Here is a 14,823-nt window from a genome sequence, read left to right on the forward strand (position 1 = left end):
GCGCAGCTCGTGCATGTGGTGCTGGTGTGCGGTTCAGGGCCTCTTCTTTGGTGACTTTCTTCTGGCCCCGCAGAAGAAAGTTACCCGGCCGCCGGGACGGACTCCCGGCAATGCARCGAGCAACCACGCTCTCAGCCAAGCAACCAACAACAGCGCGCAGCAGCACCATCAATGCGCCCCCTGCAACTCGGCAGCATCCGTACCCATATAAGCCTCCAACACCGCCGGATGCTTCGACACCGTCGCGTAATCACCTTCGGCCAGAACAGCGCCACGAGCCAACACCGTAATCCGGTCCGCGATGCTCGCCACCACCTTCATGTTGTGCTCCACCATCAGCACGGTCCGGCCCTCCGCCACGCGCTTGATCAACGCCGTCACACGGTCCACGTCCTCGTGCCCCATGCCCTGCGTCGGTTCGTCCAGCAGCATCAGCTGCGGCTCCATCGCCATCGTCGTGGCGATCTCCAACGCACGCTTGCGGCCATAAGGCAGGTCGGCGGCCTTCACCGCGGCCATGTCGCGCAGGTCCACCAGCTCCAGCAACGACAGCACCTTGGCGTCCAGCATCTTCAGGCCCGTCAGCCCTTTCCAAAAATGGAAGCTCGTGCCGGTGAAGCGCTGCAGGCCGATGCGCACGTTCTCCAGCACCGTGAGATGCGGGAAGACGGCGGAGATCTGGAACGACCGGATGACACCGCGCCGCGCGATCTGCGCCGAGGTCTCGCCAGTGATGTCGGTGCCGGCGAAGACGATGCGCCCACGCGTCGGCGTCAGGAACTTGGTCAGCAAGTTGAAGCAGGTCGTCTTGCCCGCGCCGTTGGGGCCTAGCAGCGCATGAATGTGGCCACGATGCACCTGCAGGTTCACGGCGTCCACGGCCGTGAAGCCTTTGAACTCCTTGGTCAGGTCCTGGGTCTCGAGGATGTATTCGCTCATGGACTTCCGGGTTAGCTGCGCGACTCTAGGCCTTCAAGCATGACGCTGGCTTACGGGCATTCACGGGGTCTGGTCCGCGGAGAGGAAACGCTCGATCAAGCCAATCTGCTCGGGTGTGTTCAAGGCCGGTGCATGGCCGCAGCCGGGGATCAGCGCGACCGCAGCACGCGGGCCGCGCTCGCGCATGGCCTGCGCCGTTTCCGCGGTCAACAGCGTCGAGTCCTCGCCGCGCAGGCAGAGCACGGGCAGGTCGAGCTGGTCCCAAGCAGCCCACAGCTCGTAGTCGTCGGGATGGTGATCGAACTGCTGCACCAGGGCTGGGTCGTAGTGCGTTGTCACGCGGCCATCGGGCAGGCGGCGCAGCGAGGTTTCGGTGAGATGGCGCCATTGCGTGTCGGACAGATCACCAAAGCTCGCGTAGATCTCTCTGAAATAGACCTCCAGCTCAGTCACCGTTGCAAAGCTGGGCGGCTGCCCGGCGTAGGCTTTGATGCGTGTCAGCGCCGAGGCTGCCAGCTCGGGGCCGTTGTCGTTCAGCACAAGGCGCTTGATGCGGCCGCGCAGCTGGGTGGCTGCGCCGAGCGTGCCGATGGCGCCACCCATGGACGTGCCCACCCAATGCACCTTCTGCAAGCCCAACTGATCCAGCAGCGCTTCGGCTTGTTCGACATAGAACTCCAGGCAGTATTCGCGGGCCGGGTCCACCGCCCATTGCGAAAGACCACGACCCAGGGTGTCGGGGCAAACGACGTGCCAGCGGGCGCTCAGGGCGGCGGCGAGGTCGTCGAAGTCGCGACTGCTGCGCGCGAGGCCGTGCCAGGCAACGACGGTGTGCGAGCTTGCGTCACCCCACTCGGTGACGTGCATCTCGCGACCCAGGCAGTTGACGTAGCGCGATCTCATTTTTTGGCTCTCCCATGCGTCCACGCCGCCAGCCGCAGCCGCCCGACGATGCCGCCGGGGAAGTGGTAGACGGCCAGTACGAAGAGCAGGCCCAGCCACAGCAGCCAGCGGTCGGGCGAAATCAGCGTGCTCAAGACCGGCACGCCGTCGACCAGCGAGCCTGCTGCCTTCAGCAGCGCCTGCAGATAGTTCTGCGCGACGATGAAGAGCACGCTGCCGATGACCGCACCGTAGACCGTGCCCATGCCGCCGATGACGACGATGAGCAGCAGGTCCAGCATGATCTCCATGCTCATGGCCGTCTCGGGGCCGGTGTAGCGCAGCCACAGCGCCAGCAACGCGCCGCCGCAGCAGGCCAGCAGCGCGGCGATGACGTTGGCGCCGGTGCGGTAGACGACCGTGCGGTAGCCGATCGCCTCGGCGCGGAACTCGTTCTCGCGGATGGCCTGCAGCACGCGGCCGAAGGGCGAGTTGACGATGCGCAGCAGCAGCGCGATGAGGGCGGCGACGGCGACGAAGAGCAGGTAGTAGGTCAGCAGGCGGCCGTCGAGCATGACGCCCAGCACGGGCTCTTCCATGAACTCGGTCGAGGGCCGCAGCGCTGAAGGCAGTTGGAAGTTCAGGCCGTCCTCGCCGCCGGTGAAGTCGCTCAGCTGCGAGGCCAGCGTCATGAAGGCCGAGGCGACGGCCAGCGTGATCATGGCGAAGAAGATGGCCTTCACGCGCAGGCTGGCCAGTCCCATCGCCAGCGCCAGCACGGTGCTCAATACGAGCGCAGCGAGGAAGCCGATGCCTAGCGACGTCCAATCCGCACCCAGCCGCGCTGATGCGATGGCGATGCCATAGGCGCCGATGCCGACGAACATCGTGTGCGCGAAGCTGACGATGCCGGTGTAGCCCAGCAGCAGGTCGTAGCTGGCGACAAGCAGCACGAATACGAGGATCTTGGCCGCGACGTTGAGCGCCTGCGTGCCCGGGAAGATGAAGGGCGCACCGAGCAGGCCGACGAAGCAGGCGATCAACAGCGCGCCGAGGATGCGGCTGCGCGGCAGGTCGTGTGAAAGCAGAGAACGAAAAACGGATGTCATCGGAAACCCCTCGCTTCGTTGCGCGTGATCAACGATGCGAACGCCGAATGAAAAACCAAGCGACTGCCGTGGAACTGGCTTCGCCAGGCCACTGGCAGTGCCCCCTTGAGGGGGAGCGCGAAGCGCAACGGGGGTGGGCTCATTTCGCTCCCACGGGGTAGAGGCCCTGCGGGCGCCACAGCAGGATGGCCACCATCAGCCCGATGTTGGAGAACAGGGCCGCCTTGGGAGCGATGAAGCCAACGTAGTTGGCGACGAGCCCGACGAGCAGCGCGCCGATCAGGCAGCCCACCGTGGACCCCAGGCCGCCGATGATGATGACGATGAAGATGAGCAGGTTGACCTGCGCGCCGATCTGCGGCGTGACGCCCTGCTGCACCAGGCCCCACAGCACGCCGCCCAGGCCCGCGAGCGCGGAGCCGGCGACGAACACGCCGACGAAGAGGCGTTTGATGCGATAGCCCAGCGCCTCGACCATCTCGCGGTCCTGCACGCCGGCGCGGATCAGCAGGCCGATCTTGGTGCGGTTCAGCACGAGCAGCAGCGCGATGAGCACGGCGAGGCCGATGAGCATGGACAGCACGCGGAACTTCTCGACCGCCACATCACCGAACAGGAAGATGCCGCGCAGTGCGTCGGGCATGGGCAGCGGGATCAGCTGGGCGCCCCAGGTCGCCTTGATCAGCTCCTCGCCAATGATCATGCCGCCCATGGTGATGAGGATCTGCTTCAGGTGCTGGCCATAGACCGGCCGCACCAGCACGCGCTCGAAGACGATACCCACCGCTGCCGCGATGGCCATGCCGGCTGCGCATGCAGCTGCGAGGGCAGCGAGGTTGGCGAGTACGTCGGGGCTGGTGGCCCAAGGAGCCATTGCGGCGAGCACGGTGGTGGCCGTGAAGGCGCCCAGCGCGATGAAGACACCGTGGCCGAAGTTGAGGACGTCCATCAGGCCGAAGACCAGGGTCAGGCCGGAGGCGATGACGAAGATGATGAGGCCCATGGCGATGCCGGCCAGGGTCAGGTTGAGCCAGGTGCTGGGGCTGCCGGTGAGTGGTAGGGCGAGCAGCATGATGGCTGCGAGGAGCGCGAGGGGTCGGGGGTCGAGCTTCATGCTTGTGGGTTGCTCTTGCGGAGAGCGGCACCGCTCGCTGCATTGCCGGGAGTCCGTCCCGGCGGCCGGGTAACTTTCTTCTGCGGGGCCAGAAGAAAGTCACCAAAGAAGAGGCCCTGAACCGCACACGGGCGCGGCGCCGCCATGAGCGGCGCGCGAAAACGCGCACTTTCATTTCGGGCAGACGCGACCCGCTGCGCTCTCGCTGCTGTCCCTGTGACGAGCACCATCCATCGCCCCTTCACGCCGGTTAACGCCGGCTGCACGCCGGGCTCATCAACAAATGCGAATGCAACGTCGCTGGGGCGACGCCGAAGCGGGTGAGTGGCGGGGCGTTGGGGTTCGCTGCGCTCACCCCAACCTACGCAAGACGACCGAGTCGTCCCGCCATCGCGTCGCCCSAGCGACGCTGTATTCGGTATTTCTGGTGAGCACGGCGTGCAGCCGCGCGTTAGGCGGCCCGTCGTGGCGATGGATGGTTCTGGTGACAAGGACAGCAGCGAGAGCGCAGCGGTTCGCGTCTTCCCACTCACCAAGCGGCTGTTGCACGGCGCAGCTCGTGCATGTGGTGCTGGTGTGCGGTTCAGGGCCTCTTCTTTGGTGACTTTCTTCTGGCCCCGCAGAAGAAAGTTACCCGGCCGCCGGGACGGACTCCCGGCAATGCAGCGAGCAGGCGCGCTCTCCGCAATAGCAACCAAAAAGGAAGCCGCACTCATTGATGCGCCCCCAACGACAACCCCAGCAACCTTTGCTGCAGCGCCGAATCCTCGATCAACTCCCGCATCAAACCGCGATGCACGATCCTTCCGTCATCCATCACCGCGACCGAATCGCCCAACTCAGCGGCGACTCGAAAGTTCTGCTCCACCAGCAACACCGTCGTCTGCGAGCTCTTCTTCAGCTCCCGCAACGCCGTGATCAGGTTCTGCACGATGGCCGGCGCCAGCCCCTTGCTGGGCTCGTCGATGACGAGCAACTCGCGCGGCTCGATCATGGCGCGGGCAATCGCCAGCATCTGCTTCTGCCCACCCGACAACTTGCCCGCCGGGTGCTGCCAGAACGTCTTCAGCGCCGGGAACAAGCCAAACAGCCAGTCCAGCCGTTGAGCATCCAAATCCGCCAACCGCTTGGCCGAACGGGCCGCCAGCAGCAGGTTCTCCGCCACGCTCAGCTCGCCAAAGATGCCCATCGTCTCCGGCACATAGGCGATGCCGCGCGACGCAATGTCCGGCGTCGCCAGCTTGGTGATGTCCTCGCCCTTGAAGTGCACCGAGCCCGCGCTCGCCGTCCACAGCCCCATCAAGGTCCGCAGCGTGCTCGTCTTGCCGGCGCCGTTGCGACCTAACAGCATGGTCACCTGACCAGCCGGCACGGCGAGATCCACGCCATGCAGGATGTGATACGCCCCGACGTGGGTATGAACCCCGTGCAACTCCAGAAGGTTCATGCCGCCACCCCGAGGTAAGCCTCTTGCACGATGGGCGAGGCAATCACTGTCGCCGGGTCGCCATCGGCCACCAGCTTGCCCTGGTGCAACACGATGATGCGGTCGGCCAGCTCGCGCACGACGTCCATCTTGTGCTCCACCAGCAGCAGCGTGTGCTTCTTCTCGGCCTTCAGCGCGCGGATCAGATCGAGCACCACGGGCACCTCGTCCACGCTCATGCCGGCGGTCGGTTCGTCGAAGAGATAGACCTTGGGGTCCAGCGCGATCAGCATGGCCACCTCGAGCTTGCGCTGGTCGCCATGCGGCAGGCTGGCGGCGAGGTCGTCCGCACGTGAACCCAGCCGCACGCGGTCGAGGATGGCGCGCGCCTCGGCTATCAACTCCTTGTGCGACAGCCACACCGACAGCATGTGCAAGCCTTTGCCATGTCGCGCCTGCACAGCCAGGCGCACGTTCTCCAGCACGGTCAAGTGCGCGAACAGCTGTGTCAGCTGGAACGCCCGGCCCAGGCCGCGCCGCGTGCGCACCGGCGCCGGCAGCTTGGTCAGGTTCTCGCCATCCAGCCAGACCTCGCCACTGCTCGCGGGCAGCTGACCCGAGATCAGATTGAAGTAGGTCGTCTTGCCCGCACCGTTCGGTCCGACGATGGCCGTCAATGTGCCGGGCTGGAAGGCGCACGACACGCCGTCGACGGCCACGTGGCCACCGAAGCGGATCGTCAGGTTCTTGGTTTCGAGCACAGGCCGTCCGCGTTCAACGCTTGTTGCGGATGGGCACGGCCATTTCTTCGGGTTTGATTTCCCTGACCAGCTCCGGCACGCCCCACGGGAACGCCGGGTCCACCTTGATCTTGAAGTGGTACATCGACTGCATCGCCTGGTGGTCTTCGGCGCGGAAGGTCATCTTGCCCTTGGGCGTCTCGAAGCTCATGCCTTCCATCGTCTTGATGAGCTTGTTGGTCGCCGTGTCGCCGCCCGTCTTCTTCAGCGCTTCCACCAGCGCAATCGCCGCGCTCATGCCGCCGGCCGTGAAGAAGTCGGGCGGGTTCTTGAACTGCTTGTAGTGGTTGGCCACCAGCCACTCGTTGACCGGGTTCTTCGGGATGCCGAAGTAGTAGTACGTCGCGCCCTCCATGCCCGGGAACTGCTTGTAGGCGGTCATGGCCGGCAGGATGTTGCCGCCCGAGCCCACGCCAATGCCGTAGCGCTTTTGCAGGTCCAGGGCCGCCAGCGCGCCGAAGGGCGGCGTGGCGCCGGCCCACACGACGGCAATGACCTTGGGGCCTTGCTTGTCCTTCAGTGCGTCCACCAGGCGCTGGATACCGGCGGTGAAGTCGGTCGTCGCCGTGGGCAGGTATTCCTCGTGGACGATCTTGGCCTTCTTCAGCGCTTCCTTGTAGGCCTTCACGGCGTCGCGGCCGAAGGCGTAGTCCTGGGCCAGGATGCCGATGTTGAGACCCTGGATGTCCGAGGCGACGGCGTTGCCGATGGCGTCTTGCGACGAGTTGCGGCCGGTACGGAAGATGTACTTGTTCCACTTGTCGCCGGTGATGGAGTCGGCCACGGCCGGCTCCACCAGCAGGATCTTCTTGTATTCCTCGGCGACGGGCAGCATGGCCAGGGCCACGCCGCTGGACGAGGGCCCGACGGCGATGTCGGCCTTGTCGTCGCCATAGGCCGCGGCCAGCAGGCTCTTGCCCACGTCGGGCTTGCCCTGGTCGTCCTTCTCAATGACGACGAGCTTCTTGCCTGCGACGGTCATGGTGCCGCCGGTGGCGTAGTCCAGGCCCATCATGAAGCCGGTCTGCGTCTGCTTGCCGTAGGCCTCGAGCGGGCCGGTCTTGCTGTAGACGTGGGCGATGCGGATTTCGTTGCCGGCCGCGAGAGTGATGCCGGGCAGGGCGACCGCGAGGGCGGCGGCGGTGAGGGCAAAGCGGCGCGTGGTGTGACGCATGGGGCTTGTCTCCTGAAGTTCGGGTCTGCTCTGTCGGCAGACGGTGTCTTCCCTTTTTGCAAGGGCCGTGCCCGGCGGGGAAGGGGTCGCCGGCGGCGGATTTCGTGCGGGTTGTCCCGAGGTTTTTCGCCTCGGACGTGGTGCTGAGTGTCCGGGAGTTAGGCGATGCCTGAAATATGGACGAACGCCACCCTAGCGTGGCGCGCGTTGCCACCGCCTCGCGACCTTTTGAGCAAGCGTCRAAAGCACGACCACGACCAGCGCAGTGGGGAAATAGAGGATCCAGGCCAGGCCGCTTTCACGCGCGGGCACCCACCACAGTACCCACGCCTGGACGGCGAACAGCAGTGTCGTCAACAGCGACAAAGGCAGCCATGCGGCGCGGCGGTACGGCGGGTACGACGCTGCGACTGCCACTACGAGAAGCTGCGGAGCGGCCATGTAAAGCCAATTCATAGGCAGCAACGGCCACAATTCGGCATGGCCGCTCCAGATCGCACGTCCCAGGACGAGTGCCAGCGGAGCAAGCAGCGCGGCCGTGGCGCTCTTGATGAAGCCGGGCGTGTTCATTCGGCCTCGCGATGCTGCTCCAGCTCCGGCCACCTCGCCAGCCTTTCGTACAGCGACGCCCGCGAGATCTGCAGCAGCCGGGCCGCCGCCATGCGGTTGCCGCCAGTGGCCTGCAGCGCGCGGGCGATGGCGTCGCGTTCCAGGGCTTCGATCAGCTCGGGCAGAGGCGCAACGGCCTGGGCCGTGGTCATGACCGGGGCGGCGGGCTGAGGTACCGGCGCGGGCGCGGAGGTCGGCAACGCCGAGCCGCCCTGGAAAGTGGCCGCCGTCAGCTGCATGTCGTCGCTCATGAGGCTGACCTGCTCCAGCGTGTTGCGCAGCTCGCGGATGTTGCCGGGCCAAGCCTGCTGCATCAGCCATTCGATGGCGTCGGGGCTCAACAGCTTCTGTGGCATGCCGCTGCGGCGGGCGATGTCCTCACCCAGGGCTTCGGCCAGCGCCTCGATGTCATCCAGGCGCTCCCTCAACGCCGGCACGCGGATGGGCAGCACGTTGAGGCGGTAGTAAAGGTCGGCACGGAACTGCCCGGTGGCGACCATGGTCGCGAGGTCGCGGCTGGTGGCGGCAATCACTCTCACGTCCACACGCAGCACCGTGTTGCTACCCAGAGGCTCCACCTCCTGCTCCTGCAGCACGCGCAGCAGCTTCGATTGAAGTGCCAGCGGCATGTCGCCGATCTCGTCGAGGAACAGCGTGCCGCCGTCGGCGAGCTTGAACTTGCCGTCGCGGCCCTTGCGGTCGGCGCCCGTGTAGGCACCGGGCGCGACGCCGAAGAACTCGGCCTCCAGCAGCGTCTCGGGCACGGCGGCGATGTTGACGCCCACCAGCGGCCGGTGCGCGCGGCGCGACGCCGAGTGGATGGCGTGGGCCATCAGCTCCTTGCCGGTGCCGGTCTCGCCGAGCAGCAGCACCGTCGAGTCGGTCTGCGCCACGCGGCGGGCCTGGCGCTTGACCTCCAGCGCTGCGGGGCTGGTGCCGATGAAGCTGGCAATCGTGTACTTGGGCCGGCGCTGCGCGGCGAGCTGGCGGCGCGTGTCCTCCAGTTCCTGCTGCATCCGCGCGAACTTCTGGATCAGCGGCTGCATGGTCGTCTCGGGGTGATCCAGCAGCACCAGGCCCAGCGCGCCGATGACCTCGCCGGCGTCGTTGCGCAGCGGCAGGCGGCTGACGAGGAAGGTGCCGGCCTTGTTGGTCAGCAGATCCACTAGCACCGGTTTGCCGGTCTCCAGCACCTGCAGCATCTGCGTGTTGGGGACCACGTCCTCCACGCGCTTGCCGACGAACTCGTGTTCGTCGTTGAACCCCAGCGCCGGCAGGAAGCGCTTGTAGCCGTCGCTGATCCAGACGACGCGATGGTTGCGGTCGACAACCATCATCCCTTCGGTCGACCGGGCCAGCACGTCGAACATCGACTGCGCGGCCAGGCGCAACAGCCCGTCGACGTCCTGCGGGATGCCAGCGGGCGCGGGTGTCTGGTTTTTGGACAGGGGCATGACGGCGGGAATGTAGCGCGGTGGCGCTGGTAGGTGCCATGACATGCTGGGTGCGGTCTGATGCGGTGGGTTGCGTTTGCGAAGCGTGCCGCTGATCGCTGCATTGCCGGGAGTCCGTCCCGGCGGCCGGGTAACTTTCTTCTGCGGGGCCAGAAGAAAGTCACCAAAGAAGAGGCCCTGAACCGCACACGAGCGCGACGCCGCCATCAGTGGCGCGCGAAAACAACCACCGACATTGCGACAAGAAGCGAGCCGCTGCGCTCTCGCACACGACTTGTCACCCGCGCAGCTCATCGCATCAGCGGCCCGTTCGACGCGCGGCTGCACGCCGGGCTCATCAAAACAGCCCAATGCAGCGTCGCTCGGGCGACGCGGCTGTTCGGTATKTYYTGATGAGCCCGGCGTGCAGCCGGCGTTAACTGGCTTGACGGTCCGATCGCTGGCGCTCTTCACAAGTCGTGTGCGAGAGCGCAGCGGCTCGCTTCGTGGTGTGGCCCGGTTCGAGCAAAGCGAGCGCCTGATCCCGCTCGAGTGCGGATTGCATTGAGCGCTCCTCTTTTGGTGACTTTGCTCTGGCGCGTCAGAGAAAAGTTACCCGCCCTCGCGGGGCGGACTCCCGCGGCACTGCAACGAGTCGAAAGGCTCGTCGCAAGAGCAACCCAGCCCACCCCCTTCAGAACTTCAAGGTGCCACCCAACGTGAACGTGCGCGGCGGGCCGTAGTAGGCGTTCAGCACGCTGAGCGCGGCGATGTTGTAGCCGTCGGTCTTGTAGGCCTTGTTGGTCAGGTTGCTGCCTTGCAGGAAGAAGCTCAGCTTGGTGTCCTTCTCCCAGATCAGGCCGGCGTTGACCAACGTGTAGGCATCCTGTGCGAGCGCTTCGGACAGGTCGGTCGTCGGGTAGACCTTGCTGCGGTGGGTGACGCCCAGCCGCGAGCGCAGCGTGCCCATGGCCAGCTTTGCGTTGTGCTCGATGTTCAGGCCCGCTTGGTATTTGGGCGTGTTGGTGAACTTCTTCTGGTCGGCCACGTTGACGCCGCGGTCGATGTATTCGTCGTACTTGGCGTCCAGCGTGGCCAGGTTGCCGCTGATGCGCCAGGCGGGGGTCGGCATCCACAGGAACTCGACCTCGGCGCCCTGCACGGTCGCCTTGCCGGCATTGGTGAAGTCGCCGAAGAAGCCGGGCTGGCCGTTGGCCTGGGTGTAGCTCGTGAACACCGAGAGCTGCACGTTCTTGTACTTGTTGTGGAACAGGGCCGTGTTCAGCTCCAGGCGGCCGCCGTCCAGGATCATCTTGGCGCCCAGTTCCAGCGAGTCGAGCTTCTCGTCGGCGAAGGGCCTGCCCGAAGACGGGAAGGCCACGGTGTTGGCGCGGATGTTGTAGCCGCCGCTCTTGAAGCCGCGCGAGGCTGTCGTGTAGAGCTTGATCTCCTTGCTGGCCCTGTATTCAAGGGACAGGCGCGGTGAGGTGTTGCTGACCGAGAGGCTCTTGTCGAAATTGGCCGGCACGGCGATGGGCGTGCCGCTGAACTGATCGTTGGCGAAGGCCTGGTTCAGCACGACGGCGCGCTTGTCCTCCTTGGTGTAGCGCAGTCCCGTGCTGACGCTGAAGGCCGGGCTCAGGCGCCAGCTCCAGTCGCCGAAGACGGCCTTGCCCTCGGTGTAGACCAGGCCGTTGGTCGTACCGAATGAGAGGTTGAAGAAATTGTTGCGCACCGTGCCGCCGGCGCGTCCGTCGAAGTAGTAGACACCGACAACGCCCGAGCTGTTCTGGCCTTCGTAGATGGCCTGCAGCTCATGGCTCTGCGAGCTGTCGTGGTACTCGGCGCGCACGTCGGCTGTTCTGTTGGGCAGGCCGTCGAAGTCGATGGAGGTGTTGGTGTCGGACGCGCGATGCGCCAGGATGTACTTCAGGCTCCAGGCCTCGCTGGCGCCCCAGTTCAACGTCAGTGATTCGCCCTCGCTGCTGGTGCCGTTGGCATTGGGCATGCCTGTCGCGATGTCGTAGCGGCCCGGGGTGGGCGGTGTCTTGGCGGGGTCGAAGGCGCTGACGTTCAGGCGCTGGAAGCCGCGCATGTGCGAGTCGTCGCGTGTGCGGTCCACCGAAACCTGGGCGTTGAAGCTCGAGCCGGTCGGGAACCACCCGGCCGAGATGCGGCCGCTCGTCGTGTTCTGGTCGCTGACCGGGCTGCCATCGGTCAGGTTCTTGCCGTAGCCGTCGCGGTTCAGGCTGGCGCCGGCGACACGGAAACGGATCTGGCCGTCATTGACGGCCGTGCCCACGCCGCCCTTGGCCGTCACCTGGCCATAGTTGCCGACCGCCAGCGTCACCGAGCCCTCGGTCGTCGTGGGGAGCGGCTTGGACACGTACTTCACCGCGCCGCCAATCGTGTTCTTGCCGTACAGCGTGCCCTGCGGGCCGCGCAGCACCTCCACGCGCTGCACGTCGTACACATCCAGCAGCGCGCCCTGCGGTCGGGCGATGTAGACGTCGTCGAAATAGATGCCCACGCCGGGGTCCACACCCCACAGCGGGTCGGCCTGGCCGACGCCGCGGATGAAGGTCGTGATGGTCGTGTTGCTGCCGCGTGCGGCGTAGATGGTCAGGTTGGGCACCTGGCCCTGCAGGTCGCCGAGATCCTTGATGGCCAGCTTGTCGAGTTGGTCGGCGGTCAGCGCCGTGACCGCCACCGGCACGTCCTGCAGCGACTCCTCCCGCTTGCGCGCCGTGACCTTGACGACCTCCAGCGTCGTCACCGCCGGCTCGGCTGCGCTTTGTGCGGCTGCCGGCAGAGCGATCGTGGCGCCGAGTGTGGCGAGGATGGCGAAATGCAGCGGCGAGGGCGCCGGCAGGCGTCGGGTCATGGCTTGTCTCCTGGTTGTTGTGTTCGGAACCAGGAGAGAAAGCGCAAAAGCCATGCCCGCGCCAAGTCGGGGCGAGTTACAGGCAAACCCTTGCGAGCTAACCCGCGAATTTGCCGTCCGTGGCGCTGAGGCCGTCCGGATTCCAGTCGTTTGCCGGCGCGGACGGTGTCCAGTTTGCAGACAACGACCCTTGGGGCTGCAAGGGACGAAACCCGCAGCTATCCTGCGCCGCTTGCCCCAAATCCCTCGGAGACGACCCATGCTCAAACGCCTGCTTCCCGCCGCCATCGCCATTGGTTTCAGTGCCACCACAGCCTTCGCCGCCGGCCCGCAGCTCAAGGGCCAGGCGCCGGGCTGGTACCGCATGCAGCTTGGCGATTTCGAGGTCACGGCCCTGTCCGACGGCACGCTGGACCTGCCCGTCGACAAGCTGCTGCAGCAGCCCGTGCCCAACACGGTCAAGGCCCTGCAGCACGCCTACCTCGGCGTGCCGCTGGAGACATCCTTCAACGCCTACCTGATCAACACCGGGGCCAAGATCGTCCTCGTCGATACCGGCGCCGCTGGCCTGTACGGCCCGACGTTGGGCCGCGTACTGGCCAATCTCAAGGCTGCGGGCTATGCGCCTGAGCAGGTCGACGAAGTGGTCATCACGCATATGCACGGCGACCACATCGGCGGCACGGCTGTCGACGGCAAGGCCAACTTTCCCAACGCGACGCTGCGCGTGGACAAGCGCGACGCCGACTTCTGGCTGGCACCCGAACAGGTCGCCAAGGGCGACGGTGCCAAGGCCATCGCGGCCAACGTGAAGGCGTATGCCGACGCGGGCCGCTTCAAGCCCTTCGACGGCAGTGCCGGTGGCGTCGAGATCGTCCCCGGCGTGAAGGCCTACCCGGCCTACGGCCACACGCCCGGCCACAGCAACTATGTCGCCGAGAGCAAGGGCCAGAAGATCATGTTCTGGGGCGACCTGATGCACGTCGCCGCGGTGCAGTTCCCGGAGCCGGCCGTGACCATGAGCTTCGACTCCGACCCCAAGGCCGCCGCGCCCGCCCGCGAGAAGGCCTATGCGGCTGCGGCCAAAGACGGCTACTACGTGGCGGTCACGCACGTGTCATTCCCCGGCATCGGCAAGCTGCGCGCCGACGGCAAGGGCTACGACTGGCTGCCGGTGAACTACTCGGCAAATCGTTAGAGCCTGCACCAGCACCGGCGCGCGGGTCAGGTAGTTCTCGCGCCAGCCGGCGGCCCCTCGATCGCGAGCCAGGCCAGCCGCGCCGCATCTCTGGCGGCCAGCGGCTGCTGCAACCCGCCCAACTCCACGCGCGCGCCGCGTCGGCCAGACGCAGCAGGACTCGATCAGGGCAGGCGCGCGACATGAGCCGCATGGTGCCCCAAATGAAACGGCTTGCGGCCTCAGCGAGGGTGGCGGCGCTTCCCAACGAAGCCCGCCAGCACCAGCAGGCCGGCCGCCATCAGCGCAGGCGACGGCAGCTCGGGCACCGGGGCCGACCAGGCGCTCAGGTAATTGAAGCCCGACGATGACATGACCTGCAGGTCGGCCAGCGCGAGCGGGTTGCCGGCGGCATCGAGGGCCCCTTGGATACCGTTCCAGGCGAAGGTGTGACTGAAGTCGGCGTAGGAGTTTCCCTCGGCATATAGCGCGGCGAAGCCACAACCGCGGCAACTCACGCCACCCTGCGCCGAGGCGCCCACCGAGGCCTCCATGGTCAGCACCGTCGGCACGCCGTTGCCGACCGTCGCCACGAAGCTCCTGAGGCCAGTAGCCACCGCGCTGCGGTCGATCAGGCCGTTGCTGTTGTATTCGCTTTCGCTGCGGCCGTCGGAGAGGTTGCCCAGCGAGACATGCCAGCGCATGTCGGTGACCGTGCCGTAGCCCGACAGGCCCTGGGCGAACTGGCCCATGCTGGAGATGCTGCCGGTGACATTGATCCCGAAGGTCAAGGTCAGCGGTGCGCCGACCGCCAGCCCGGGCACGGAGAAGGTCAGGCCGTCGCTGAAGCTGGCACCGGCGTAAGCGGTGCCGCGGCCGAGGATGCGCGCAAACCAGGCGTCGCCGGGCGACAGGAACAGCCCGTTGCCGGTGCCGGTGGCCTGCAGTTGAATGCCCCCCGCCACCACCTGCGCCCAGCTGCTGGCGCCCCCGCCGGCATCGGCCGTACCCACCTGGGCATGTCTGCCGACGCCGACGCTGGCAGTGGCCGTTCCGCTGGCCCGCGTGTCGCGCTGCTGGTCGCTCGACCCCAACACGACCGGGGCGAGTTCGTTGACCGAGGCCTGGCCCAGCGCTTGGGCGTTGACCTCGGCGGTGGCGGTGTAGGCGGCCAGGCAGGCCGGTGCGAGTCCGATGCTCAACGTGAGCGCGGCAACCCAGGGCAGGACACGGTTCATGAGGGGCTCCAGCCAGGTGAGGAGAAAGCCAGTCTAGC

Annotated in this window: 12 protein-coding genes; 1 reads left to right on the top strand and 11 read right to left on the bottom strand. The window is 66.4% G+C overall.

The annotated features are described in order from the left end of the window. Window positions 1-168: 168 nt before the first annotated feature. The 10 genes from ACXJKJ_RS20810 to ACXJKJ_RS20855 form a co-directional block, all read right to left on the bottom strand. Entirely contained in the window at window positions 169-939 is a 771-nt protein-coding gene (locus ACXJKJ_RS20810; RefSeq protein WP_457392059.1) for an ABC transporter ATP-binding protein, read from the bottom strand. A gap of 60 nt (window positions 940-999) precedes the next feature. Beyond that, entirely contained in the window at window positions 1,000-1,842 is an 843-nt protein-coding gene (locus tag ACXJKJ_RS20815) for an alpha/beta fold hydrolase (protein ID WP_056200971.1), read from the bottom strand. Then, a complete protein-coding gene (locus ACXJKJ_RS20820) occupies window positions 1,839-2,930 on the bottom strand; it encodes a branched-chain amino acid ABC transporter permease (protein ID WP_457392061.1) in 1,092 nt (363 codons plus the stop codon). The genes ACXJKJ_RS20815 and ACXJKJ_RS20820 overlap by 4 nt, the downstream gene beginning before the upstream one ends. A gap of 139 nt (window positions 2,931-3,069) precedes the next feature. Further along, window positions 3,070-4,044 carry a branched-chain amino acid ABC transporter permease gene (locus tag ACXJKJ_RS20825; RefSeq protein ID WP_457392063.1) on the bottom strand — a complete coding sequence of 325 codons (975 nt, stop codon included), beginning with the start codon at window positions 4,042-4,044 and terminating at the stop codon, window positions 3,070-3,072. Between the two features lie 712 nt (window positions 4,045-4,756). Continuing rightward, window positions 4,757-5,491 carry an ABC transporter ATP-binding protein gene (locus tag ACXJKJ_RS20830; RefSeq protein ID WP_457392066.1) on the bottom strand — a complete coding sequence of 245 codons (735 nt, stop codon included), beginning with the start codon at window positions 5,489-5,491 and terminating at the stop codon, window positions 4,757-4,759. After that, on the bottom strand, window positions 5,488-6,231 hold the full coding sequence (locus ACXJKJ_RS20835) for an ABC transporter ATP-binding protein (RefSeq protein WP_457392069.1): 744 nt from the start codon (window positions 6,229-6,231) through the stop codon (window positions 5,488-5,490). Before ACXJKJ_RS20835 ends, ACXJKJ_RS20830 begins: the two co-directional genes overlap by 4 nt. Before the next feature lie 13 nt (window positions 6,232-6,244). Then, the gene (locus ACXJKJ_RS20840; protein ID WP_457392072.1) at window positions 6,245-7,444 is read right to left on the bottom strand and encodes a substrate-binding domain-containing protein; all 1,200 of its coding nucleotides are present in this window, start codon (window positions 7,442-7,444) and stop codon (window positions 6,245-6,247) included. A gap of 192 nt (window positions 7,445-7,636) precedes the next feature. Next, window positions 7,637-8,014, bottom strand: a complete 378-nt coding sequence (locus ACXJKJ_RS20845) for a hypothetical protein (protein ID WP_457392075.1) — start codon at window positions 8,012-8,014, stop codon at window positions 7,637-7,639. After that, on the bottom strand, window positions 8,011-9,507 hold the full coding sequence (locus tag ACXJKJ_RS20850) for a sigma-54 interaction domain-containing protein (protein WP_457392078.1): 1,497 nt from the start codon (window positions 9,505-9,507) through the stop codon (window positions 8,011-8,013). Before ACXJKJ_RS20850 ends, ACXJKJ_RS20845 begins: the two co-directional genes overlap by 4 nt. 673 nt (window positions 9,508-10,180) lie before the next feature. Continuing rightward, a complete protein-coding gene (locus ACXJKJ_RS20855) occupies window positions 10,181-12,370 on the bottom strand; it encodes a TonB-dependent receptor (protein ID WP_457392081.1) in 2,190 nt (729 codons plus the stop codon). 259 nt (window positions 12,371-12,629) lie between these two features. Between ACXJKJ_RS20855 and ACXJKJ_RS20860 the strand changes: the two genes are divergently transcribed. Continuing rightward, entirely contained in the window at window positions 12,630-13,568 is a 939-nt protein-coding gene (locus ACXJKJ_RS20860; RefSeq protein WP_056200928.1) for an MBL fold metallo-hydrolase, read from the top strand. Between the two features lie 221 nt (window positions 13,569-13,789). Here the strand turns inward: ACXJKJ_RS20860 and ACXJKJ_RS20865 are convergent, their stop codons facing one another. Beyond that, window positions 13,790-14,785 (bottom strand): hypothetical protein, encoded by a 996-nt coding sequence (locus ACXJKJ_RS20865; RefSeq protein WP_457392084.1) that lies wholly within the window; start codon window positions 14,783-14,785, stop codon window positions 13,790-13,792. Between the last annotated feature and the right edge of the window lie 38 nt (window positions 14,786-14,823).

It is taken from the genome of Roseateles sp. P5_E1 (assembly GCF_054049335.1).

What these genes read in the sequence shown, in the direction of transcription:
- ACXJKJ_RS20860 (WP_056200928.1), top strand. Translation starts at nt 12,630, where the DNA reads ATGCTCAAACGCCTGCTTCCCGCCGCCATCGCCATTGGTTTCAGTGCC.
- ACXJKJ_RS20810 (WP_457392059.1), bottom strand. Translation starts at nt 939, where the DNA reads ATGAGCGAATACATCCTCGAGACCCAGGACCTGACCAAGGAGTTCAAA.
- ACXJKJ_RS20865 (WP_457392084.1), bottom strand. Translation starts at nt 14,785, where the DNA reads ATGAACCGTGTCCTGCCCTGGGTTGCCGCGCTCACGTTGAGCATCGGA.
- ACXJKJ_RS20855 (WP_457392081.1), bottom strand. Translation starts at nt 12,370, where the DNA reads ATGACCCGACGCCTGCCGGCGCCCTCGCCGCTGCATTTCGCCATCCTC.
- ACXJKJ_RS20840 (WP_457392072.1), bottom strand. Translation starts at nt 7,444, where the DNA reads ATGCGTCACACCACGCGCCGCTTTGCCCTCACCGCCGCCGCCCTCGCG.
- ACXJKJ_RS20815 (WP_056200971.1), bottom strand. Translation starts at nt 1,842, where the DNA reads ATGAGATCGCGCTACGTCAACTGCCTGGGTCGCGAGATGCACGTCACC.
- ACXJKJ_RS20820 (WP_457392061.1), bottom strand. Translation starts at nt 2,930, where the DNA reads ATGACATCCGTTTTTCGTTCTCTGCTTTCACACGACCTGCCGCGCAGC.
- ACXJKJ_RS20830 (WP_457392066.1), bottom strand. Translation starts at nt 5,491, where the DNA reads ATGAACCTTCTGGAGTTGCACGGGGTTCATACCCACGTCGGGGCGTAT.
- ACXJKJ_RS20825 (WP_457392063.1), bottom strand. Translation starts at nt 4,044, where the DNA reads ATGAAGCTCGACCCCCGACCCCTCGCGCTCCTCGCAGCCATCATGCTG.
- ACXJKJ_RS20850 (WP_457392078.1), bottom strand. Translation starts at nt 9,507, where the DNA reads ATGCCCCTGTCCAAAAACCAGACACCCGCGCCCGCTGGCATCCCGCAG.